Origin of the sequence: Paracoccus sp. (in: a-proteobacteria), from assembly GCF_032007265.1 — a bacterium.
Classification (GTDB): Bacteria; Pseudomonadota; Alphaproteobacteria; order Rhodobacterales; family Rhodobacteraceae; genus Paracoccus.
In genome coordinates this window covers 1-23950 of record NZ_DALZMB010000020.1, presented here as the reverse complement: position 1 = coordinate 23950, position 23950 = coordinate 1, and the positions used below count along the sequence as shown (strand labels likewise).

Genomic DNA, 23950 nt, shown 5'->3' with positions numbered 1-23950 from the left:
CGTCTATCCGCACAGGGCGATAGCATATTGGGCCTCAACTCGTTAATAAGTCCTGGATATGAAATAGTTGTTTAGGGTGGGACTATGAAACGCTTGATTGCCATTCTGATGCTCGCACCGGTTGCGTCCTTTGCAGCCGAGGGTCTGCCGCTGCCAGAGGGCTACTATGTGGCAAACGGCGTTGCTTGCGGCGAGGCATCTGATGCAGACGTGGCCTTGGTTCACGCCAATGGCGTGAACCTGCCCAATGCGCTTTGCGAATTTGAGCATCTAGAGCAGACCGATCAAACCGACTACTCGTTTGCGGGTACTTGTGCCCATCCCGAGCAAAGACTGGATTATCTGAACGAGGGGACCATCTCGCTGCTCAGCGCGACGTCGTTTCGGTTCTATGATGGCACTATCCGGGGTGAATTCACCTATTGCGCGCCAGAGAGCCTGCCCGCCAATTTGCGCTGAGCCCATAAGGTGCGCCGCCTCGCTGGTCGGGTGACGGTCGTTCATCAATATATCCAATAGCTGCGGCGATGAGCGAGCCTGCCAGCCGCTTGCGCCTGGCTGACCGGTCAATTCCGACAGCACATCCTGACCAGTCAGCACAAGCGTGTATAATAGCAAAGCCAGATTACCGATTGGTTGTCAGAGCCCGGGAAAGCTCTGAGCATGCTACGCCCACAACCTGGAGATACTATACAAGTATAGGTTTTGAGAAGCTGGCGAAATAGACAGACGGCGTTTGGGCCCACCCTTGTTCGTCACCTCTTGAGCCGCCCTTCGTGGCAAAATCTCGTCGAGAACGCGGCTTGGCGCCTAAATGCGCACGCGACGCAGCGATGTCTGATTACAACCTTGGCGAGTTCGTGTAGGTGTGATCAACTTCTGAGGCGTCATTTGCAGGTGATTTGTGACGATAATTGACCATCATATCGTTCGACTGCTCATGAATATTCGAGACGATTGTAATCAATCGGTTTTCGATGTCGGTAAGGTTTTGACGGATTCTTGGTGCGCGCGCAGATGCAGCTTGATGCCAAGCGTGCCGCCGATGTGGAAAAAAACGCAAGCTACGGCGTTTGAAATCTGCAAGACCGACGAGCGCGGGCGAGGGCAGCTGTGATGCTGGCATCACGGCCCTAGCTTTTGTTTTCGGATAGTCACCCGTGGTCTTGGACCCAAAAGCTGCGCCGGTTTTCACAGCTCGCGCGGCGACTTGGTCCTGACGGCCTGCTGGCACCTCAAGGCCGGTTCAAGGGCGGCATCTTGAATTTCGTGTGCTGCACCACCATCTTGACGTCATGATAGAAATAAATTGGGGAAAGCCCCTGACGTTAATCGTCGCTGAAAACGGCGACACAAGGAAAATCACCACCATCGAGCAAGCCAAATTCGCATTGCGCAAATATTGGCCTGTAGCGGATAAAGCCTGCGAACGCGCCTTGTCCAAGATCGAGGGTGCAATGGAATGCATGTTGCCCATTCAGGCCGCCAGAAGCGCCTTTGTGGATGCGGCACATAGCGCGGGCTTCAAGGTCCAGCACCCTGCAAAGGGGCATGAGCCGGACCTGCATCGACCCAGCTAAAGCTGATCGTTGACCCAAGCTTTTCACACGCCCCGACGCCGCGTGCCTTTGTATTGATCGTGATGGCAGGGCGGGTGTCGCCAAAGGGAATTTACCCTTTGGCACAAGCGCTTGGTCAAGGAATGTTGGAACACCCACCCGCAAGCGGCCGCCAGATCTAGGGCGGCCGTTTTTCATTTGTCGACGACCGGCGAGCGTTCAGCTTGGTGTCAGCATTGTTCAGTTATTCGCAAGGTTGCTGGACTAGGGCTTGATCCTCTTCTTCGAGGATCAAGCCATGGCACGTTTTTCTGATATTACCCCGACACCAAACCCGTTCAGCTGGCGGGTGGTTTGGCTTTTCCTTGCGGCAATCGTGGCTGGCGTGGCTTTTCTTGACGTGGCCATCGCCCAGCAGATGCAGGGACTGCCTGCAGGGCTGCATATGGTGATGCGCTGGTTGACCGATTTGGGGGATTCGTCATGGTCATTTGCGCTGTTTGGCGCGATTGCGCTGGCTTGCCTGATCATTGGCACCTTCAGCGATGACGACGAGGTTCATTTCTGGCGCAATGCCAGCTTCTTCGTGCTGGCGAATCTGATGGTCTCGGGGTTGAGCACGGTTTTGCTGAAGATGGTGATCGGACGTGCGCGTCCGGGCACGGTCGGGCTTGGCGATCACCTTGCCTTTGCACCCTTCACCCATTCCTCGGCCTGGGCCAGCTTTCCGTCGGGGCATACGACGACGGCTGTGGCGCTGGCGCTGTCCTTGGGGCTGGCCTTGCCCAGATTTCGCCCCGTCTTTCTTGTGGCGGCTGCGCTGGTTGCGATCAGCCGGATGGCGCTGGGAGTGCATTGGTTCAGCGACACCTGCGCGGGCGGCTTGGTCGCCTATCTTAGCTATTGCGCGTTGGCCTATCGTCTGCCGGGGCTGCTGGCTGTGCCATCTCAACCCAAACTGGGTCAGGTTAACCGCCCGTAACCAGTTCATCAGAGGGCGCGGGGACAGCACAAGGGCTAACCTGCGCCACATTCGATACGCCGAAAATGCCAAATCATCCCCATGCGAAAGCTGGGGATTTTTCATAATCAATTTAAAGAGATAAATGGTGCTGCAAGAGAGGATTGAACTCTCGACCTCTCCCTTACCAAGGGAGTGCTCTACCACTGAGCTACTGCAGCGCCGATGAGGGCGATTTAGACTGGACGATCTGGGGGCGCAAGAGGGGAATTGCAAAAACCTTCTCTTCTTTGACGCATTTGACAAGATCGGTGCCCGATCTCCTTGCCGGCCACGCTATCGCGCTGTGTGCTACAAGGATCCGCCCACTCGCGCAGGCCTGCTTTACGGCTCGCACCAAGGTGTTTATCAGAGGGCATGAGCAAACGACCGGATTCCCCCGCGAATAACACGAGCCGCGACGACCGGTTGCGGGCAGCCTTGCGTGCCAACCTGGCCCGCCGCAAAGCGCAAACGCGCGCGCGTGCGGCCGAGGGTGATGCGCAAGCGGATGAGGCCGCAGAAAACGATTCGGCCGAGCAGCCCAGTCAGGAGAATTAAATGGACCAGATCATCGTGCGGGGCGGCGGTGCGCTCCATGGCGAAATTCCGATCGCCGGGGCGAAGAATGCCTGTCTGACGCTGATGCCGCTGACCCTGCTGACCGACCAGCCGCTGACGCTGACCAATGCGCCGCGCCTGTCGGATATCCGCACGATGACGCAGCTGTTGCAATCGCTGGGGGCCGAGGTCGTCAGCCTGCAAGAGGGGCAGGTTCTGGCCATGTCGAGCCATGACCTAACCAGCCAGACCGCCGATTATGACATCGTGCGCAAGATGCGGGCCTCGATCCTGGTTCTGGGGCCGCTCTTGGCGCGCTATGGTCAGGGTGTGGTCTCGCTTCCGGGGGGATGTGCGATTGGCGCGCGCCCGGTTGATCTGCATCTGAAGGCCTTTGAGGCGATGGGTGCTGAACTTGATCTGCGTGATGGCAACGTCTGGGCCAAGGCGCCTGCGGGCGGGCTGAAAGGCGCTGTCATCGACTTTCCCATTGTCTCGGTCGGGGCCACGGAAAATGCGCTGATGGCCGCGGCTTTGGCAAAGGGCACGACCGTGATCAAAAACGCGGCCCGCGAGCCAGAGATCGTCGATCTGGCGGTCTGCCTGCGTCGCATGGGTGCCCAGATCGAGGGAGAGGGCAGCTCGACCATTACCATTCAGGGGGTGGACAGCCTTGGCGGCGCGACCCATCCGGTCGTCACCGATCGCATCGAACTTGGCACTTATATGCTTGCCCCGGCCATTTGCGGCGGCGAGGTCGAATGCCTGGGCGGTCGCATCGACCTGGTCGCTTCTTTCTGCGAAAAGTTGGATGAGGCAGGGATCGACGTCGTCGAAACCGCACGTGGTCTTAAGGTGTCTCGCAAGAATGGCCGGGTCCGCGCGGTTGATGTGGTGACGGAACCCTTCCCGGGCTTTCCGACCGATCTGCAGGCGCAGATGATGGCGCTGATGTGCACGGCCGAGGGCACTTCCGTTCTGGAAGAGCGCATTTTCGAAAACCGCTTCATGCATGCGCCGGAATTGTCGCGCATGGGCGCCAATATCGAAGTCCACGGCGGCAGGGCTACTGTGACTGGTGTTGCCAAGCTGAAAGGTGCGCCCGTCATGGCCACCGATCTGCGCGCCTCGGTCAGCCTGATTCTTGCCGGGCTTGCTGCCGAAGGTGAAACCGTGGTCAGCCGCGTCTATCACCTTGATCGCGGATATGAGAAGGTCGTGCGCAAGCTGCGCGGTGTCGGTGCGCAGATCGAACGGATCAAGGAGCCAAGCCACGATGAGTGACGCACGTTTCGAGGATGCTGATCCGGGCCCGCTTGCCCTGCGGGCGCAGGATGCCGAGGATCTGCAGGTCGTGTCGACCTTGGTGCAGGATGCCATCCTGCCCGTGACTGAAATCAGCTATGATTCCCAGCAGCGCTTTCTTGCGCTGCTGCTTAATCGCTTCCGCTGGGAGGATGCGGATCTGGCGCGGCGCGATCAGCGCCCCTATGAGCGCGTGCGCAGCCTGCTGGTTCTATCGGATGTCACGCGGGTGCGCAGCGATGGCATTGATCGCAAGGACCAGGATCTGGTGCTTGAATTGCTCAATATCGTCTGGTTGCCCGCCGAGGATGGCAGCGGTCAGATCCTGCTGCAGTTCGCGGGCGATGGTGCGCTGTCGGTCGATGTCGAATGCCTGAATATTGATCTGCGTGATGTTACGCGACCCTATGTTGCTCCGTCACGTAAGGCGCCGGTTCACCCCGAATGAAGCTATGGCATATCGACCCGGATCGCGCCGCGGAATGGCGCGAAATCCGTTTGGAATCACTGCGGCTTGACAGCGAGGCCTTTGGCTCTCGTTACGAGGATTGGTGCGACGTCCCGGCTGCGGGCTTTGAACAGCGGCTTCGTGATGCGCGCCATTTCGGTGCAGGCGAGGTCGAGGGACAGCCCTTGGCGGTCGGCTGCTGGCAGGCCGGAATGGTCGGCGAGGACCCTTTTTGCGGCTGGGTCATGTCCGTCTATGCCCGGCCCGAGGCGCGCGGGCGCGGTTATGTCGATCGGGTCATGCAGCACATTGCTCAGGATGCAGCGGCGCAGGGAATGACGTCGCTGGGCCTGCATGTAGTGACGACAAATACGCAGGCTTTGCGGCTTTATCAGCGGCTGGGCTTTGTCGACAGCGGCAAAAGCGGCATCGTCAGCGGGATGGGCCATCCGGAATACAAGATGATCCTTGACCTTTCGGGGGACAAGCCAGCGGGGCATTAACTGAAGGCGTGAGGGCGCAAAGGCGCCTTCGCGGGTTGAGCCGACCTGTCCCACGGGCTAACAAAGGGCCAATTGTCCGGAGGCCCGAGAATGCCCATCACCCTGACCACGACTCAAAGCGACTTCGAAGACCGTTTCACCGAAATGCTCAGCGCCAAGCGTGAGGATTCCGTCGATGTGAATGACGTGGTCGCGGGAATTATCCATGAGGTGCGCCATAGGGGGGATGCTGCGCTGGTCGAACTGACCGCGCGTTTCGACCGGCTGGCGCTGACCCCGGAAAGTCTGGCCTTCTCGCCCGAAGAAATTGCAACCGAAATTGCCCGTGTCTCGGCCGAGGATCGCGCGGCGCTGACGGTGGCTGCCGGGCGCATTCGCGCCTATCACGCACGCCAGATGCCCGAAAATGCCCGCTGGACCGATCCAGATGGCGCAACGCTGGGCTGGCGCTGGACCGCGGTCGAGGCGGCGGGCCTTTACGTGCCCGGCGGGCAGGCCAGCTATCCCTCATCGGTCTTGATGAACGCCATTCCGGCCCGCGTTGCCGGGGTCGAGCGCTTGGTGGTTTGCGTGCCCACACCCGATGGCGTGGTCAATCCTTTGGTCATTCTGGCCTGTCAGCTTGCGGGTGTTGATGAAATCTACCGTATCGGTGGCGCGCAGGCAATTGCCGCGCTGGCCTATGGCACGGATACGATCCGCCGCGTCGATAAGATCACAGGCCCCGGCAACGCCTATGTCGCAGCCGCCAAACGTCAGGTGTTTGGCCGCGTCGGCATTGATATGATTGCAGGCCCCTCCGAGGTGCTGGTCATTGCGGATGGCCAGCAAAACCCCGATTGGCTGGCGCTTGATCTGTTGGCGCAGGCGGAACATGACGCGGATGCGCAGTCGATCCTGATCTCGCCGGATGCGGAGCTGGCCGCACGGGTCGTGGCTTCGCTTGAGCGGATCTTGCCAACCCTGCCACGCGCGGCGATCGCGGCCGCCAGCTGGCGCGATTATGGCACCGTCATCGTGACCCGCGATCTGGATGAGGCTGCGGCTCTTTCGGATCGTATCGCCCCCGAGCATCTAGAGCTGTGTGTCGACGATCCCGATGCCTTGTCCCAAAAAGTCCGCCACGCCGGCGCGATTTTTCTGGGTGGCTATACGCCCGAGGCGGTCGGAGATTACGTTTCGGGGCCGAACCATGTCTTGCCGACAGCGCGTTCGGCGCGGTTTTCATCGGGGCTGTCGACGCTTGATTTCCTCAAGCGCACGACAATCGCCCAGCTTTCGCCGGGGGCTCTGGCGGCAATCGGGCCAGCGGCAGTGCGCCTTGCCGCCTCAGAGGGGCTTGACGCGCACGGACTTTCGGTTTCGGCTCGGCTTGAGACCCTGAACGAGGCAGGAAAATCAGCATGACCGAGACGACGGCCAGGCTCTCGCGGATCGAGATCGATGAGGACGGGCTTTCAGCACCCTCGCCTGAAATGGAGCAGGAGCGGCGCATCGCCGTGTTCGATCTGCTGGAGGATAACAGCTTTGCCTTGCCCGGTCGCGACGGGGCCGAGGTTCCGCCCGGCCCTTATCAGCTGCTTTTGGCTTTGCGTGAAGGGCGTCTTGTCTTTGACATCACCGATGATCCGGGGCGCAAAATCGCTGAATTTCATCTATCTTTGGGGCCGTTTCGCCAGACGGTGAAGGATTACTTCCAGATCTGTGCCAGCTATCATGATGCGGTCAAAAAGCTGCCTCCGGCGCAGATCGAGGTCATCGATATGGCGCGGCGTGGCATCCATAACGAGGGGGCGCGTACCTTGCAGGACCGGCTAGACGGCAAAGCGGTGATCGACATTGATACTGCGCGGCGTCTGTTCACCCTGATCTGCGCCTTGGTACCGGGGAAGTAAGTGGCGCGGCAGATACCCCATTCGGTTCTGTTCTGCTGCGACCATAATGCGATTCGCTCTCCGATGGCCGAGGGCATGATGAAGAAATTCTACGGACGGGCGGCCTATGTGCAGTCAGCCGGCGTTAAGAATGATCTTGAAATCGACGGCTTTGCTGTCGCGGTCAGCCAAGAGATTGGCGTTGAAATTTCTCAGCACCGCTCGCGCTCTTTCGAAGAGATGCAGGCCTGGGGCGATGATCTGGGCGGCTTTGATCTTGTGGTCGCCCTATCGCCAGGAAGTCAGCGTCAAGCGCTTGAAATGACAAGGCTATTTCATCTTGAGGTTGAGTACTGGCCGGTCATGGACCCGACAGGCCTGGCCGAGGGGCGCGAGGCTAAACTCGAGGCCTATCGTGTCACCCGTGAACAAATCCGCACCCGCATGATCGAGCGTTTTGGCCCGCCGATCACCCCTGACGACCCAGGCGCCTGAAAGCATTTTAGCTATTTTGGCATAGCTGGTTCGGCCCGACACGTGCATCGCTAACGGTATCTTATCCATTCAGGCCTAAATCCTGGGGGAAACCGGACAGGAGTTGCCGATGTCGATTAATCATCCCTACCCAGGCCAGGCCTTGACCACGATGGAAAAGGTGCAGGCCGTTCTCGTCTATGATCTTGATGGCCGCATCGTCGATGTGAACCAACGCTACCTTGATATCTGTGGTTATCGCCGCGAAGAGCTGATCGGCCAGCCTTTGTTTTTGCTAAATGAAAACAAAGACTCGGACCGCCTTGCCCCTGCGGATTTCATGTCCGCACTCTGCCGCGGCGCTGCGCAAAAGACAGAGGCCGAACATATCGCCAAGGACGGCAGCTCTTATTGGGTTTTTGAGACACATGTTCCGGTGATGAATGCCGATGGCCAGTTGGAACAGGTCATTATTTTTGCACTGGATCAGACGAAATCCAACCTGCGCGCCAAAGAACATGATGCGCTGCAACGGGCGGTATCGCGCTCGCAGGCGGTGATCGAATTCAAGCCGAACGGTGAGATTCTGTCCGCCAATGAGAATTTCCTTAAGACATTTGGCTATACGGCCGGCGAAATCAAAGGCCGCCACCACAGCCTGTTTTGCGATTCGACCTTTGCCAATTCGATGGAATACCGCCAATTCTGGACGGATCTTGAAAATGGATATTTCCAAGCCGGGGAATTCAGCCGCGTCGCCAAAGGTGGGCGGATGGTCTGGATCGTCGCCAGCTATAACCCGGTGGTTGACGAATGCGGCAAGGTTCTGCGTGTGGTCAAATATGCCGCTGACGTAACGGCGCGCAAACGGGCGCTGCTCGAAAAAGCTGAATCCCGTCAGGCGGCGGTTTCGCGATCGCAGGCGGTCATCGAATTCAAGCCGACCGGCGAGATCATGAGCGCGAACGAAAACTTCCTGACCGCGCTTGGCTATACGCTTCCTGAAATCGTCGGGCGCCACCACTCCATGTTCTGCGATCCTGCCTTCACTCAGACCAGCGAATATCGTCAGTTCTGGCAAGAACTCGAAGGGGGGCGCTATCAAACCGGCGAGTTTCGCCGCATCGCAAAAGGGGGGCGCGAGGTCTGGATCGTCGCCAGCTATAACCCCGTTCTTGATGAAGAAGGGAATGTGACCAGCGTTATCAAATACGCAACTGACGTGACCCCTCGCAAGCGCGCGGTGACGGAACTTATCGTTGGCCTTGATAAGCTGGCGCATGGGGATCTGACGCCGCGAATTAGTGAAAGTATCAGCTCGGAATTTCTTTCTGTCCGCGACAGTTTCAACCAGACGCTCGAATCCTTCACCTCGATGGTCGAGGATATTCGCAGCCAAGCCGAAGCAATGAATACCGAGGCCGGAGAAATTGCCCGAGGGGCAGGGGATCTGGCTCGGCGCGGCGAAAGCCAGGCAGCTTCGCTAGAGCAGACCGCCTCGGCCGTCGAACAGATTTCGGGCAATATCGCGATGACAAGCGAATCCGCAAACGAGGCAGATGCGGCAGCACGTGATGCTCAGCAGGTCGTTTTGCGCGGTGCCGAAGTGGTTGCGCAGGCGATTGCCGCCATTGAGCGCATTGACGAGCACACGAAACAGATGGGCGAGTTTACTCGAGTGATCGAAGGCTTTGCTTTCCAGACAAACCTTTTGTCGATCAATGCCGCTGTCGAGGCTGCCCGCGCTGGCGAGGTTGGCCGTGGCTTTGCCGTGGTTGCCAATGAGGTGCGTAACCTTGCTCAGCAATCCGCAAAAGCCTCTCAAAACATTGCGGATCTGATCAGTAAAAGTGAGACCGAGGTAAAAGCGGGCGTCAAATTGGTGCGTGATGCTGGCAACTCGCTGAACCAAATTCGTGAGGCCGTCAGCGGAATGGTCGAAAATATCGCCGGTATTGCCCATGCAACCACCGAGCAAGCAACTGGTGTCCGCGAGGTGTCTCAGGCCTTGTCACAGCTCGACAGTGTCAATCAGGCAAACCTTTCGATGTCTGAACAATATGCAGGCGCGGCTGCATTGCTGTCCTCTCAGGTCGAAGAGCTGGGGGCGATGATGGATCGCTTTAACACCGGCGCAGAAGCATCGGCCCCGCTGGCCCGTGCGGCAGTTCGCCCGGGCAACCGCCAGGTCGCATAAGGCAAAGCTTGCGATGCTTGGTCAGCGTGCTGCGTTGATCCGGCGGTTAAATGCACGATGCCGGATGTCATCTAGATCATCCGGCATCGCTTTTACGCTCAATTTCAGCTTAACCGTATTCAAGGGCACGCGGGTGGGTTTCACACAACGACAGATGCGCCGGAAGTCGCCTGCGAGACGTTCTGACGAAACGACGCGAATAGCTCACGCCCCATGCCCTGAGCCGTATCAGCCGTTTCGACATATGGGGCTGGGGGACGTGCCGAGAAGCCCTCGGTCAAACACTCAATCGTCCCCGCGATTGCATCCAAACGCACCAGATCGCCATCACGCAGCCGTGCCAAGGGGCCGCCATGGGCAGCCTCTGGTGACAGGTGAATCGCGGCCGGAACTTTGCCTGACGCTCCGGACATGCGCCCATCCGTCACAAGTGCGACTCGCAGGCCGCGGTCTTGAAGTACAGCCAGGGTAGGGGTCAGCGAATGTAGTTCGGGCATGCCATTTGCGCTGGGGCCTTGAAAGCGCACGACGACAATACAATCCGACGTGAATTCACCATTTTTGAAGGCTGTCTTAACGGCCTCCTGATTGTCAAAGATACGTGCAGGGGCTTCGATAATATGCCGCTCCGGGGCCACGGCCGAGACTTTGATCACGCCTCGCCCAAGGTTGCCCTCAAGCTGTTTCAGGCCGCCTGTCGGGGCAAAGGGGTCACTATGTGGGCGGATGACACGTTCGTTCAGACTGGCCTCGGGACCAGCCACCCAGGCCAGACCGTCGGATTTCAAGCGAGGTTCGGTGGTGTAATCATTTAAGCCTTTGCCAACGATGGTCGCGACATCATCATGCAGCAGGCCCATTTCAAGCAGCTGACGGATCACGAACCCCAGCCCGCCCGCAGCGTGGAAATGGTTCACATCCGCAAGACCGTTGGGATAGACGCGGGCCAGCAGGGGCACCGCCTCGGAAATATCGTGAAAATCTTCGAGGTCGAGAACGATGCCGGCGGCGCGTGCCATCGCAGGCAGGTGGATGACCAGATTGGTCGATCCGCCCGTTGCCATCAGGCCAACCAATCCATTTACAAAGGCGCGCTCGTCCAGGATCTGCCCGACTGGCAGATAGTTGGCCCCAAGCCGCGTCATTTCTGCAGCACGGCTGACGGCTGCCTGGGTCAGCGCCTCGCGCAAGGGGGTGCCTGGATTGACAAAGCTGGCACCGGGCAGGTGCAGGCCCATGAATTCCATCAGCATTTGATTGGTATTGGCCGTGCCGTAAAATGTGCAGGTGCCTGGCGCGTGATAGCTTTCCATTTCGGCGGCCATTAATGCCTTACGGTCGACCTCTCCGGCGGCGAATTGCTGACGGACGCGGGATTTTTCATCATTGGGCAGGCCCGAGACCATCGGCCCCGACGGAAGAAAAACCGCAGGCAGATGGCCAAAAGTTGCGGCGGCGATCATCAGCCCCGGCACGATTTTATCGCAGACGCCGAGATAAAGCGCCGCGTCGAAAGTGTCGTGCGACAAGGCCACTGCCGCTGCAAGGGCAATGACGTCACGTGAGAAAAGCGACAACTCCATTCCCGCGCGCCCCTGCGTCACGCCGTCGCACATGGCCGGAACGCCGCCCGCAACCTGCGCGGTTGCCCCAGCGTTTGCAGCCGCGCGCCGGATCAGCTCGGGATAGACCTCATAGGGCTGGTGCGAGGACAGCATGTCATTATAGGCGGTGACAATGCCAAGATTGGGCTTGCGCGTCTGGGCCAGATCTTGCTTTTGGTCCATTGCCGCGTAAGCATGGGCCTGATTGCCGCAAGACAAATGTGCGCGGCGCGGCCCGTCTTCTGCGGCTGCCGCGATTTTTGCAAGATAGCCTGCACGCGAGATTGCCGATCTTTTGCGGATCCGGTCGGTCACGCGATCAATGGTGGAATGCAAAATCATGGCACCCTTCCTTTCGCTAAAGTCACTGTTAGTCCGTTAGCGATAACAACGCAACCTCTCGCCCCTTGCCGCCATGGCGCGCACGTGGCACTTCTGCAAGTAAAGCCGAGGCCAAAATGTCCGCTGAACTTCCCACGATCCGACTTCGCCCCAAGGCCAATGCCCGTGCCATTCGTCACGGCTTTCCTTGGATTTTTGCTGATGAGGCGGTGGTGGACCGTCGCACCCGTGGCATTGCCCCGGGTAGCTTTGCCCAGCTTGAGGATGGCGAGCGTCGCCCCTTGGGTGTGGTGACGGTCAATCCCAACTCGAAAATTATCGGCCGTATGATGGATGCCGATCCGCAGGCCGTGATCGATGGCGCCTGGCTGCGCGCGCGAATCGCCCGTGCCTTGGCGCTGCGCGAGCGTCTGTTTGATGCCCCATTCTACCGTCTGGTTCACGCCGAGGCGGATGGTCTGCCCGGAACCGTGATTGATCGCTTTGGCGATTGCGCGGTGATTCAGCCCAATGCGGCCTGGGCCGAATTGATGATCCAGGACTTGGCTGATGCCGTGCGCGAGGTGGTGGGCGTCAGTCATGTCGTGCTGAATGGTCAGGGCCGCGCGCGCAGCCTTGAGGGGCTGGATGAGCGTACCGAGGTGCTGGCAGGGTCAATCGATGGGCCGATCGCCGTGCCTATGAATGGTGCGATCTACATGGCCGATCTGATCGGTGGCCAGAAAACCGGCCTTTTCTATGATCAGCGTCCCAATCATGCCTTTGGCCAACGCCTGTCCAAAGGTGCACGGGTGTTGGATGTGTTTTCGCATGTCGGTGGCTTTGGTCTTGCGGCTTTGGCCGGCGGGGCAAGCCATGCGACCTGCGTTGACGGCTCTGCCGCGGCGCTGGCCTTGGCGGGCGAAGGCGCCAAACGTATGGGCGCCGAGGCCAAACTGACAACACGTCAGGGCGATGCCTTTGCCGTGATGGAGGCCTTGGCGACCGAGGGCGCGCAGTTTGACGTGGTCATTTGCGATCCGCCCGCTTTTGCACCGAACAAACAGGCGCTGGATGCGGGTCTGCGCGCTTATGAGCGCGTGGCGCGACTGGCGGCGGCACTGGTTGCGCCGGGGGGCTATCTGGGGCTGTGCTCTTGCTCGCATGCTGCTGATCTGACCTCGTTCCGCAATTCAAGCGCCCGGGGCATCGGCCGGGGCGGTCGTCGAATGCAGCTTTTGCACAGCGGTCAGGCGGGACCAGACCATCCGACGCTGCCGCAATTGAGCGAATCCGGCTATCTGAAGGCACTGTTCTTTCGGTTGGATGGATGAAAGCGCTGCTTGACGCCTGCGTGATTTTTCCCACGATCCTGCGCGAAATCCTGCTGGATGTTGCGCAGGCAGGTGTCTTTGAACCCCTTTGGTCCGAGCGGATCATCGAGGAATGGGTCCATTCCAGTGCCAAACTGGGCCCGGATCAAAAATCGGTGGCGGGGGCCGAAGCTGCATTGATGCGGCTGCGGTTTCCCCGCGCCATGATTGCACCGCAAGACGAGGCAGGGTTGATTGTCGATCTGCCTGATGCGGGGGATCTGCATGTGCTTCGTGCGGCAATGGATGGGCGCGCGCCGATCATCGTCACCCTGAACCTGCGCGATTTTCCGCGACGTATCCTGTCGCGATTTGGCGTGCAGGCAGTCCACCCCGATGAGTTCCTGACAGGCCTTATGCGCGATCACAGCCAGGTGGTCAGCGCTGCCGTGGCCACAGCGCTGGCGCGTGCCCAGGCATCTGGCGCAAGCATGAGCCAAAGCGATATGCTGGCGCGGGCACGGCTGCCGCGGCTAAACAAGGCGCTGATACGGATCGCAATGGGGCCGGGTAAAAGCGGCATCTTGGAGGATAGGCTTGATGATAGCGCTAACGATGGGTAAACCTTTGGTTTCAAATCAGGAGGAAGCTATGGTCTCGCGGGTCATTCCGGTCGAGGATTTCGACCTCGTCATTTTCGGTGCCACCGGAGATCTGGCGCGGCGCAAGATTTTGCCCAGTCTTTATCGACGCTTTGTGGCCGGCCAATTCGCGGCCACGGCACGTATCATTGGTGCGGCACGCACCCAGCAAGACGATGAGGCCTTTCGCGCTGAGGCGGCATCGGCCATTCGCGAATTCCTGCCCCAGACCACGGACGCCAGCCAAATCAGTGCCTTTCTCGAATTGCTGTCCTATGTGGCAATCGATGCACGCGGCACCGCTGGCTGGGACGAGCTGAAGGCCAAGATCCGTCCGGGCACGGTTCACGCCTTTTACTTTTCGGTGGCGCCTGCGCTTTTTGGCGATATTGCCGAGCGTCTGGCCGGCCATGGCATGGCCGATGACAACAGCCGCATCGTCGTTGAAAAACCCTTTGGCCGCGATCTGGCAAGTGCGCGCAAGTTGAACGCCACTTTGGCGCGCTATTTCCACGAGGGGCAGATTTACCGCATCGACCATTACCTGGGCAAAGAGACAGTTCAGAACCTGATGGCGGTACGTTTCGCCAATATTTTGTTTGAGCCGTTGTGGAACGCACAATATGTCGACCACGTTCAGATCACCGTGGCGGAAACCGTCGGTGTTGGCGGCCGGGGCGAATATTACGACCATTCGGGCGCGATCCGCGATATGATCCAGAACCACATGATGCAGCTTTTGTGTCTGACAGCGATGGAGCCGCCCTATCATTTTGATCCCGATGCGGTTCGTGATGAAAAGCTGAAGGTAATCCGCGCGCTTGAGCCCTTGAAACCCAGCGATATTGTTCGTGGTCAGTATCTGGCGGGACCGGACGGGCCGGGGTATTTGGATGATGTAGAAAATCAGGGCTCGCGGACAGAAAGCTTTGTCGCGCTGAAGCTGTCGATTGCAAATTGGCGCTGGACGGGCACGCCGTTCTATCTGCGCACAGGCAAGCGTTTGCGCGCCCGCACCAGCGAAATCGTGGTCACTTTCAAAGAGCCGCCCCATTCGATTTTTGACGAGGCAGATGCGCCCAAGGCCAATCAGCTGGTGATCAAGTTGCAGCCCAATGAGGGGATGCATCTGACGGTGATGATCAAAGAGCCGGGGCCAGGGGGGATGCGTCTGGTTCAGGTTCCTTTAGATATGAGTTTTGCCGATGCTTTGGGGCAGGAGGGCCGCGATATGCCCGATGCCTATGAGCGGCTGATCATGGATGTGATTCGCGGCAATCAGACCTTGTTCATGCGCGGTGACGAGGTGGAGGCGGCTTGGGCCTGGACCGATCCGATCATTTCTGATTGGGAGGTTGGTCCCAGCCGGCCCGAGCCTTACGATGCGGGCTCTAGCGGGCCTGAAGAGGCCCTGCGGCTGCTGCACCGCGACAACCGTCGCTGGAGGGAGATTCGATCATGACGCTGGAGTTCATCGAATACCCCGATCGTGAAATGCTGTCGCTGTCGCTGGCCAATATCATCGCGGGTCAATTGGCCCAGCAGTTGCGGGTCAGCGAGCAGGCCTCGCTTTGCGTGCCCGGCGGCACGACCCCCGCGCCAGTCCTGGATATTCTTTCGGGCACCGAGCTTGACTGGGGTCGGGTGACGGTCTTTCTCAATGATGAGCGCTGGGTGGATGGAACGCATATGCGTTCGAACTCGCGCCTGCTTTATCGGCATCTTTTGCGCGATCGGGCCGAGGCTGCGCAATATATCGATCTTTATACCGGGGATGAATCGCCAGATCTTGCTGCACCTGGGCTTAGCGCGCGCATTGCCCCACATCTACCGATCACAGTTCTGCTGCTTGGCATGGGCAATGATATGCACACGGCGAGCCTGTTTCCTGGCCTTTCCGATACGATCCTGGGCCTTTCCCCCGAGGCGCCGCCCGTGATTGCGATCCGGGGCGCAAGCGAGGAGCCACGGATTTCACTCAGTGCCTCGGCGTTGAAATCCGTCATTCATTCGCATCTGTTGATCACAGGAAATGACAAGCGCAATGCCTTTGAGCGTGCGCAAAAGCTTGATCCGATCGATGCGCCTATCCGCGCCTTTTTGGGTGATATTACCGTCCATTGGGCGGCGTGACACGAAAGCCAGACATGACAAGTTCCGCTGACCTATGGACCAGGCTGACCGCCCATCGCCAATCTCAGGGCGATCTGCGCATCGAAACCCTTTTAGATGATGACGCGCGCGTAGTGGAATTCACCTGTCAGGCCGATGGGCTGGTATTTGACTGGTCCAAGACCACGATCGACGCTCAGGCGCGTGATCTTTTGCTCGAGCTGGCAGCTGCCGTGCCCGCCCGCCGCAAGGCGATGTTCGCGGGCGAAAGGATCAACGAGACCGAGGATCGCGCCGTCTTGCATACGGCCTTGCGCAATCTGGATGGTCAGGTTCTTGTCGATGGCCGCGATGTAATGCCAAATGTGCGCGACACCCATGCACATATGGCCGATTTTGCACGACGCATCCGCAGCGGGCGCTATATGGGCCAAGGCGGGACGATTACCGATGTGGTGAATATCGGCATTGGTGGCTCGGATCTGGGGCCGGCAATGGCTGTGCGCGCCCTTTCGCCCTATCACGACGGCCCGCGTGTGCATTTCGTCTCGAATGTCGATGGGGCGGATATTGCCGATGTCCTGCGTGGACTTGATCCAACGACGACGCTGGTAATCGTGGCCTCAAAGACCTTTACCACCATCGAAACCATGACCAATGCGGCGACGGCGCGCGATTGGATGGCCGATCAGGTCACTGCCCCTGCAACGCAATTCGTGGCGCTGTCCTCGGCCGAGGGAAAAACCGCGCAATGGGGGATCGATGCGGATCGGGTCTTTGGTTTCGAGGATTGGGTCGGGGGGCGCTATTCCGTCTGGGGGCCGATCGGGCTTTCGCTGATGATCGCAATCGGCCCCGAGAATTTCGACCGCTTTCTTGCCGGCGGGGCGGCAATGGACCAACATTTCCAAAATGCTCCACCTCAGCAAAACCTGCCGACGCTTTTGGCGCTTGTGGGCATCTGGCACCATCAGATCTGCGGTTATGCCACGCGCGCTGTGCTGCCCTATGACAACCGCCTCGCTCGCCTTCCCGCCTATCTCCAGCAGCTCGAGATGGAATCGAATGGCAAGCGTGTGGCCATGGACGGATCGGATCTGACCCTACCCTCCGGCCCGGTGGTCTGGGGCGAGCCGGGCACCAATGGCCAACACGCTTTCTATCAGCTCATCCATCAAGGCACGGCAATTGTCCCCTGCGAGTTCATTCTTGCAGCCTGCGGTCATGAGGCCGAGCTCGCCCATCACCACCTTCTCCTCACCGCCAACTGCCTCGCGCAGGCCGAGGCTTTGATGCGGGGCCGCAATCTGGTTCAGGCGCGCGAGCTGATGGCCGCCAAAGGCTTAAGCGGGGACGAGCTGGAACGTCAGGCCCGTCATCGCGTCTTTCCCGGTAACCGCCCCTCAACGACGCTGCTCATTCACCAGCTGACCCCCTATACCCTTGGTCAGATCGTCGCGCTTTACGAACATCGGGTCTTCGTCGAGGGCGTGATTTTGGGCATCAACAGCTTCGATCAATGGGGCGTTGAACTTGGCAAAGAGCTGGCGCTTGACGTGGCGCCCCTGCTCGAAGGCAAGGACATCCCCGGCCATGACGCATCGACGCGCCACCTTGCAGCCTTGATCCGCGCCCAACAGCCAGAGCCCTGTCTTTCATGAAAAAATATCCCGGGGTTCGGGGCAGCGCCCCGAGCTGATGGTCTCGTCTGTCGCCGCGCTCAGGCCTCCTCTTGGCGTGATCAGCACAGCCGCATTGCCTCTCAAGGGCGCTCCCCCTAGGGTGAGCCAAACCGTTTAGGGGGATGGACTATGACAGAGAATTCGGGCGCTGATGCTTGGGGCTTTGACACGCTGGCGATACATGCGGGCTCGGCCCCGGACCCGGCTACGGGTGCACGCCAGGTGCCGATCTATCAGACCACGGCCTATGTGTTCAAAGATGCCGATCACGCTGCGCGTTTGTTCAACCTGCAAGAGGTTGGCTATATCTATTCGCGCCTGACCAACCCGACCGTTGGCGCGCTTCAATCCCGCATCGCCGCGATGGAGGGTGGGGCAGGGGCCGTTTGCTGCTCATCAGGCCATGCCGCCCAGATCATGGCGCTGTTCCCGCTTATGGGTCCGGGGCGCAATATCATCGCCTCGACCCGGCTTTACGGTGGCACCATCACCCAGTTCAGCCAAACCATTCGCCGCTTTGGCTGGAGCGCGAAATTCGTCGACTTTGATGATCTGGATGCGCTGAAGGCGGCGATCGACGACGACACCCGCGCTATTTTCTGCGAATCGATCTCCAACCCGGGCGGCTATGTCACCGACATTCCCGCAGTGGCTGCGGTGGCGGATGCGGCCGGGCTGCCTTTGATCGTCGATAATACCCTTGCCACGCCATATCTGTGCAAGCCGATCGAGATGGGCGCGACGCTGGTGGTGCATAGCTTGACCAAATATCTCACCGGCAATGGCACGGTGACGGGCGGTGCGGTCATCGACAGCGGCAAGTTCGACTGGTCCGCCAGCGACAAGTTCCCCTCGCTTTCTGCACCCGAGCCCGCTTATCACGGCCTCAAGTTCCAAGAGACCTTTGGCGCGCTGGCCTTTACCTTCCACAGCATTGCCATTGGGCTGCGCGATCTGGGCATGACCATGAACCCGCAGGCGGCGCATTACACCCTTATGGGCATCGAAACCCTAGGTCTGCGGATGGAGCGGCACGTTGAAAACGCCGTCGAGGTCGCCAAATGGCTTGAGCGCGATCCGCGGGTCAGCGCAGTCACCTATGCCGGTCTGGAAACCTCGCCCTGGAATGCCACCGCTCAACGGGTTTATCCCAAAGGCGCTGGCGCGCTTTTCACCTTTGCGGTCAAGGGCGGCTACGAGGCTTGCGTCAAGCTGGTCGATAACCTGAAACTTTTCAGCCATGTCGCCAATCTGGGTGATACGCGCTCTTTGGTGATCCATTCGGCCTCGACCACGCATCGCCAGCTTAGCGAAGCCCAGCAGATCGCAGCCGGGGCAGGCCCTGATGTGGTGCGCTTGTCGATCGGCATCGAAAACCCCAAGGATCTAATTGCCGATCTGGATCAGGCTCTGAGCGCCGCCACGCAATAAGCGCGGGATCACGATGTGACCAAAAACAGAAAGGGCAGGCGATATGCCTGCCCTTTTGCGTTGATGCCAGTCGAGCGCGCTGCCCACCTTGCCGAACAAGAGCCTTGTGCCCTCTCCGGCAGGGTTCAGGCTCGATCAATTTGGCGCGGGCGGATCTTCATTCGGGGCGAGGCCTTCAGGCTGACCCTCATCTTTTGCTGGGATCAGCGCGTAGGTTGCGGTGACATTTGCCGTAATCGCCAGTTCGCCTGCCTCGATCGGGGTCGAGCTGGCTTTGGCGTCACGCCCCATCGCCATCATCATCGGGCGCGGACCGCTGTCGATCATGCTGTCTGAAAGCGAGATCAGCCGGCCCAGCTTCATGCCTGCTGCCTCGGCCATGATATCCGCCTTGCGACGGGCGGCTTGGATCGCGGCAACGCGGGCGGCATCCTCTGCCTCAGAGGCATCTTCTCGGGTAAAGCTGATCCCGTTGATTTCATTGGCACCGGCTTCGACCAGCATATCCAGAACCGCACCCAGCTTGCCCAGATCGCGCACCCGCACCGATACCATGTTTTGGGCCATATAGCCCGTGATCACCGGCGGTTTGCCGTCTTGCGAATAGCTTTGCACCGGCGACAGATTCAAACCCGAGGTCTGAATGTCGCGAGCCTCGATCCCTTCGGCTTTCAGCTTGTCGATCACGCTTTGCTGGCGTGTGGCATTCTCGGACATCGCCTTGGCGGCCGTATCGGCCTGAACCGAGACGCCCAGCATGATCGAGGCCATATCGGGTTGCGCAGTGGCGCTGCCCTCGCCCGAGACGGTCAGCCGAGCCATAGGGCCAGGATGATGGGCGCCCATTCCTGCCCCCATTCCTGTCGGGGCATCATTGGCTGGGGGCGCAGATTGGGCGCTGGCGGCTTGGCCAAATGCAACCAGGGCCAAGGCCATTGCGGCAGCGCTTAGACCCCCGGTCAAACGATGGGTCAAACCTTGGGGCAAGCCGCGGGACCGGCCCATGCCCAAAGCCATGTTCGGGCCCAGATTCAGGCCCCTCTCCTGGGCCTGCGACGGGCTGCGGGATGACAATTGGGTGCTGTTGGCCTGCGCGCTTGGATGAAGGTTCATCAATAGCTCCTTGGTAAAAACCGCCGTAATTTTCGGCGGAAAGCTGCTTTTTCACGATAAGAACCCAAAACTAGGCCAAGGTTTGCATAACAATCTGGTGTATAGCTTTTCACGCGTTCATTTCTGCGCTACTCCCAAGATAATTAATCATAAGAGCAGCACTCAGAAATCCGGACGATCAGCAGTCACATGCAGCCCGAATCCCGACTTGACCACGCCCTATCCTTCAGTGCTGACGCGGTCCATCTGCTGCGTCGCAGGCCAACATTGCAGCCCGATGCCGATTGGGAGGTTCTGGGCTCTGCCGAGTTCGCCTCGGCCAGTTTTCGTCAGGATCTGGCTGAGCTGCGCCATGCGGTCCAGCCGCAAGACGAATTGCCACCCTTGCCGGTGGTTCTGGTCATTCCAGATGATCAGATCCTGTATACCGAGCTGCACATCCCGGCAGAGGGGGGGCGAGACCAGGCGGTCGGTCAGGCTCTTGACGGTTTGACGCCCTATTCGATTGACCAGCTGGCCTATGATTGGCGCGGCGAGGGTGACGAGGTCCGTGTGGCCGCCGTCGCGCGCCAGACCTTGCTTGAGGCGCAGGAATTCGCCAATCGGCACGGCTTTGAGGGGGTCGAATATTCGGCCCGCCCGACCAGCGACGAATATCCCGGCATTCCGGTCTTCCGGCTCGCGCCCGAAGACCCTGCCGAGGCAGGCGCTGCCGACACAGGCCTTGCCGGCGCTGCCGAAGATGAGGGCGTCGATGTTGGCCTTGTGCCTTTGGATGAGCTGGCAAGCGATGAAAGCCTGGGCGATGTCGATTTCGACTTTTCCGACGAAGAGCTGAACCTGGATCTGGATGCCGATATTGTGGACGAGGCACCCGCCGCCGCGCCCGACTTGCATCAAGATCACTTGGGTGCCGAGGGGCAGGGTTCCGATCAGCACCAGCCAGATCACCAAGATGCGGCCCAAACCGCGCAGGCCGACGATGTGGCATCAGATGAGGCCGACGTTGCATCTGCGCCTGAGGCATTGCCCTTAGATCAAGACGATCCGCTTGGCATTGCTGCTGCCGAAGCCGCAGAAGGGGCATCAACCCCGGACGACGACAACCTTGCCGTTACCCAAGATCACGATCAGGTCACGCCAGAGCCCCTGACGCATAGCGATGAGGCCGAGCAAGCCTTGGCCTCAGCAGATGCGGTCGCAGTTTCACATGTTTCAAGCGATGCTGATCTTGCAGCCGATGACAGCACTGACAGCTTCGCAGAAATCGCGAACGAGCAGGTAGATGCCCGACCCGATGCGGGCCTGACCCAGTCCGCAGAAGAAATCGAGCCTGCAGAAGACGGGGATGCTGCGGCGCAGGGGGGGCAAGACTTGGTCGAGGCCGTCGCCCACGATCTGGCCGCAACCCCCACCATCGCACCCAATGCTGACGCAACCGAGGGCGCCCAAGGCGATCACGTCGCAGGATCTAGCGATCACGCTGATCTGGGCGTCGAGGAATCGGCAGCCGATGAATTTCCTGCCCTCGATCAATCGGCCTCGGACGAGGTTATCGCCGAGGCTTTGGTCCAACCCGAAAATGAGGCCACAGAGCAGGCAGAAACCGCAGAGCACCTTGCAGATCACCTTATCGGCGAAGAGGATGGCGCATCCGATCTGGTCCCGTCCGATGGGCTGGATACCAGCGATCTGATGGCTGAAGCCGTGCCTCAGGACCTGAGCCAAGATCTTGCAGACGTCGCGGGTGCACCTGTGGCCGAGGCCTCAGATGACGAGGCAGAGCTGACGGTTTCGGATATGTCGCAGGGTGATGTCCCGGCGCAGTCCTTGACCGATCCTGCTTTGGACGAGGTCGAGCAGATCGAAGATGATTTGTCGGCAAGTGAATTGGCAGGCGATATGTCCGCTGATGATTTGGCAGATGATGATTTGGCAGATGATGATTTGACCGAGGCGGAACGTGCCGCTTTGGCGGCGGCCGCTGCCGAAGTCGCTGCGGCCGAAGATGCCGCAAGGGCCAGCCCGCAGGTTGTCCGCCACGGCGCCCCGCCCTTGATGGGGCTGAACGCGCGCGCGCAGGCCGTGCGCGATCGCGCTGCCGAGGCGCGTCGTAACCCCGGTGAAGTTTCCCGCCCAGTGGCTGCGCCGCGCAAGTTCAGCCGCAGCAAAAGCAACCGTAGCGAGCTGATGTTGATGATCGGCGCGCTGGTCGTCGGCCTATTGCTGGTTTGGGCTTTCCTGTCGCCGCGCGACAACCCCGCTTTGACCGCGTTGCGTGACGCTGAACGCGGCGCTTTGCCGGTCGAGTCCAATGGATCGCAAAGCCCGGCTGTGGCCACGCAAACCGGCGCGGATAATGGTACGGCGTCAAATGACCTGACCACGACCGGCACAGGCCTGAATGGCGATTTGCCAAGCGGTGTCACCCAGGCCGATGGGGCAGATTTGGCAGCGGGCGCACCGGATCAAGGAAACGCGACCACGTCAAACCCTGCTGACGGCGCCTTGGCATCGGATGCATCGGCGCTGTCGCCAGCAGAACGAGCCAGCGTGATCACCGCTGCGACCGGGCCATTGGCTGCGGTTCTGGCACAATCGGTCGATGCGGCGCGTCCTGCAACTGCGGCCCCGCAAACGGCGGCAACCCCTACCGGTCCGGCGGACGGCGCGGCGGATGGATCGTCAGCGGGTCAGGCGCCCGCGCAGGCCGTTGCGACGGCCCCTGCCACTGAACAGCCTGCAGGATCCGGGGCTGAAGCCGTGGTAAATGCTGCCCCGACCCCTGCTGAGCAGGCGACTTCGGCCGGCAATGCTGCAGGCGCTACGGAAAAGGCTGCGGCACAGGCCGTGTCCCAGACCGCCTCGCAAGCGGCTGCGACTGTGGTCAAGCCCGTGACTGCCAAACCCGTGGATTCGCGGCCCGCACCAAGCCAGCAGCCCGCTGGCGATAAGCCTGCGGTAGCGGCGGGCGCCTCTAAGCCTGCGGCGGCCACGGCGAGTGCTGCCAAGCCCGTCGCGCAGCCACAGCCTGTGCGTCGCAACGCCTTGTCCAGCTCGGCGCGTCCGCAAAGCGCGACGGCTCCGCGCCGTCGTGCTGTCGAGCCAAGCCTGGAAAAAGCGCCAAGCGTACCCAGCAACCCATTGCCCTATGAGGCAGCGCAGCGTCAGCCCGTGCGCCCGGCGGCCGTGCGTCCGCCCAACCGTCCCGCGCCCAAGGCAACCCCGGCGGCTGCCACCCCTGCGCCCTCGCGTGCCGCGCCTGCCGAGCAAAGCCAGTCAGCCGCTCCTGCGGCGACGACGCGGGCTGCTTCGGGGGCAGGGTTGCGTGGCTCGAACCGCCCGCCCGCGCGTCCCGAGGGATCTGCCCCGGATATGCGTGACGATGGCGGCCAGCTGGACCCTGCCGAACAGCGCCACTTGGACGGGTTGATCCGCGATTTGCGTGCCCAGTTGCCTGGCGCTGACGTGACAGCGCGCCATCTCGTGCCGCAAGAGCGGAACGCGCAATTTGCCGAAGCCCGCCCCGCGCGTCCGCCCGCGGCATTGGCCGAACGTAGCCGTGCAAGCGGCGGGGGCAATGTTGATGCGACCGCTGTTGATGCGGCATTGCGCGCGGCCAATTCGCCTCCTGCTCAGTCAAATGCCGGTTCTGCTGTGCCCGCCCGGGATTCGGGCGGGCTTTTGCGTAATTCGAACCGCCCGCAGGCACGCCCACTTTTGGCGGGCAGGGCCAAGGCCGCCCCGGCTGCCGAGGCTGTGGAAGAGGCCGTGGCCAGTGCCGTTGGCGCGTCGTCGCGTGGCGCAGCCGC

The 23950-nt window shown here is 60.3% G+C and carries 20 protein-coding genes and 1 tRNA gene; 18 read left to right on the top strand and 3 right to left on the bottom strand.

Annotated features, from left to right (window positions below; translation table 11 throughout):
* Positions 1-84: 84 nt before the first annotated feature.
* The 3 genes from RTS12_RS06390 to RTS12_RS06380 all read left to right on the top strand — a co-directional run bounded on the left by RTS12_RS06390 (position 85) and on the right by RTS12_RS06380 (position 2541).
* Positions 85-459, top strand: a complete 375-nt coding sequence (locus RTS12_RS06390) for a hypothetical protein (RefSeq protein WP_312526609.1) — start codon at positions 85-87, stop codon at positions 457-459.
* A gap of 836 nt (positions 460-1295) precedes the next feature.
* The gene (locus RTS12_RS06385) at positions 1296-1580 is read left to right on the top strand and encodes a DUF982 domain-containing protein (RefSeq protein WP_312526606.1); all 285 of its coding nucleotides are present in this window, start codon (positions 1296-1298) and stop codon (positions 1578-1580) included.
* A gap of 277 nt (positions 1581-1857) precedes the next feature.
* The gene (locus RTS12_RS06380) at positions 1858-2541 is read left to right on the top strand and encodes a phosphatase PAP2 family protein (RefSeq protein ID WP_312526604.1); all 684 of its coding nucleotides are present in this window, start codon (positions 1858-1860) and stop codon (positions 2539-2541) included.
* A 125-nt stretch (positions 2542-2666) separates the two neighbouring features.
* Here the strand turns inward: RTS12_RS06380 and RTS12_RS06375 are convergent.
* Positions 2667-2741 (bottom strand) — tRNA-Thr (locus tag RTS12_RS06375).
* A 196-nt stretch (positions 2742-2937) separates the two neighbouring features.
* Here RTS12_RS06375 and RTS12_RS06370 point away from each other — a divergent pair.
* The 8 genes from RTS12_RS06370 (at position 2938) to RTS12_RS06335 (ending at position 9921) form a co-directional block, all read left to right on the top strand.
* Positions 2938-3120, top strand: a complete 183-nt coding sequence (locus tag RTS12_RS06370) for a hypothetical protein (protein ID WP_312526602.1) — start codon at positions 2938-2940, stop codon at positions 3118-3120.
* Complete coding sequence (gene murA, locus RTS12_RS06365) at positions 3121-4404, top strand: UDP-N-acetylglucosamine 1-carboxyvinyltransferase (protein ID WP_312526600.1); 1284 nt, start codon at positions 3121-3123, stop codon at positions 4402-4404.
* Positions 4397-4873 carry a DUF2948 family protein gene (locus tag RTS12_RS06360; RefSeq protein WP_312526598.1) on the top strand — a complete coding sequence of 159 codons (477 nt, stop codon included), beginning with the start codon at positions 4397-4399 and terminating at the stop codon, positions 4871-4873. The genes murA and RTS12_RS06360 overlap by 8 nt, the downstream gene beginning before the upstream one ends.
* The gene (locus RTS12_RS06355; protein ID WP_312526596.1) at positions 4870-5376 is read left to right on the top strand and encodes a GNAT family N-acetyltransferase; all 507 of its coding nucleotides are present in this window, start codon (positions 4870-4872) and stop codon (positions 5374-5376) included. Before RTS12_RS06360 ends, RTS12_RS06355 begins: the two co-directional genes overlap by 4 nt.
* 90 nt (positions 5377-5466) lie before the next feature.
* A complete protein-coding gene (gene hisD / locus RTS12_RS06350; protein ID WP_312526594.1) occupies positions 5467-6783 on the top strand; it encodes a histidinol dehydrogenase in 1317 nt (438 codons plus the stop codon).
* The gene (locus RTS12_RS06345; RefSeq protein WP_312526591.1) at positions 6780-7271 is read left to right on the top strand and encodes a UPF0262 family protein; all 492 of its coding nucleotides are present in this window, start codon (positions 6780-6782) and stop codon (positions 7269-7271) included. The genes hisD and RTS12_RS06345 overlap by 4 nt, the downstream gene beginning before the upstream one ends.
* Complete coding sequence (locus RTS12_RS06340; RefSeq protein ID WP_312526589.1) at positions 7272-7745, top strand: low molecular weight phosphatase family protein; 474 nt, start codon at positions 7272-7274, stop codon at positions 7743-7745. It abuts the gene before it with no gap.
* Between the two features lie 109 nt (positions 7746-7854).
* Positions 7855-9921, top strand: coding sequence for a PAS domain-containing methyl-accepting chemotaxis protein (locus RTS12_RS06335; RefSeq protein WP_312526587.1), 2067 nt, complete (start codon positions 7855-7857; stop codon positions 9919-9921).
* A gap of 140 nt (positions 9922-10061) precedes the next feature.
* Here the strand turns inward: RTS12_RS06335 and edd are convergent, their stop codons facing one another.
* Complete coding sequence (gene edd / locus RTS12_RS06330; protein WP_312526585.1) at positions 10062-11867, bottom strand: phosphogluconate dehydratase; 1806 nt, start codon at positions 11865-11867, stop codon at positions 10062-10064.
* 116 nt (positions 11868-11983) lie between these two features.
* On the opposite strand from edd, the gene RTS12_RS06325 reads away from it, so the two are divergent.
* The 6 genes from RTS12_RS06325 to RTS12_RS06300 all read left to right on the top strand — a co-directional run bounded on the left by RTS12_RS06325 (position 11984) and on the right by RTS12_RS06300 (position 19025).
* Positions 11984-13180, top strand: a complete 1197-nt coding sequence (locus RTS12_RS06325) for an RSP_2647 family RNA methyltransferase (RefSeq protein ID WP_312526583.1) — start codon at positions 11984-11986, stop codon at positions 13178-13180.
* Positions 13177-13782, top strand: a complete 606-nt coding sequence (locus tag RTS12_RS06320) for an RSP_2648 family PIN domain-containing protein (protein ID WP_312526581.1) — start codon at positions 13177-13179, stop codon at positions 13780-13782. Before RTS12_RS06325 ends, RTS12_RS06320 begins: the two co-directional genes overlap by 4 nt.
* Positions 13783-13810: 28 nt before the next feature.
* The gene (gene zwf, locus RTS12_RS06315) at positions 13811-15262 is read left to right on the top strand and encodes a glucose-6-phosphate dehydrogenase (RefSeq protein ID WP_312526640.1); all 1452 of its coding nucleotides are present in this window, start codon (positions 13811-13813) and stop codon (positions 15260-15262) included.
* Positions 15259-15933, top strand: a complete 675-nt coding sequence (pgl, locus tag RTS12_RS06310; RefSeq protein ID WP_312526579.1) for a 6-phosphogluconolactonase — start codon at positions 15259-15261, stop codon at positions 15931-15933. The genes zwf and pgl overlap by 4 nt, the downstream gene beginning before the upstream one ends.
* Before the next feature lie 14 nt (positions 15934-15947).
* On the top strand, positions 15948-17573 hold the full coding sequence (gene pgi / locus RTS12_RS06305) for a glucose-6-phosphate isomerase (RefSeq protein ID WP_312526577.1): 1626 nt from the start codon (positions 15948-15950) through the stop codon (positions 17571-17573).
* A gap of 150 nt (positions 17574-17723) precedes the next feature.
* Positions 17724-19025, top strand: a complete 1302-nt coding sequence (locus RTS12_RS06300; protein ID WP_312526574.1) for an O-acetylhomoserine aminocarboxypropyltransferase/cysteine synthase family protein — start codon at positions 17724-17726, stop codon at positions 19023-19025.
* 135 nt (positions 19026-19160) lie between these two features.
* On the opposite strand, the gene RTS12_RS06295 is transcribed toward RTS12_RS06300, so the two are convergent.
* The gene (locus RTS12_RS06295; RefSeq protein WP_312526571.1) at positions 19161-20138 is read right to left on the bottom strand and encodes an SIMPL domain-containing protein; all 978 of its coding nucleotides are present in this window, start codon (positions 20136-20138) and stop codon (positions 19161-19163) included.
* Positions 20139-20327: 189 nt separating this feature from the next.
* Between RTS12_RS06295 and RTS12_RS06290 the strand changes: the two genes are divergently transcribed.
* Positions 20328-23950 (top strand): hypothetical protein (locus RTS12_RS06290; protein ID WP_409455670.1); only part of this gene is annotated, 3623 nt, incomplete at its 3' end.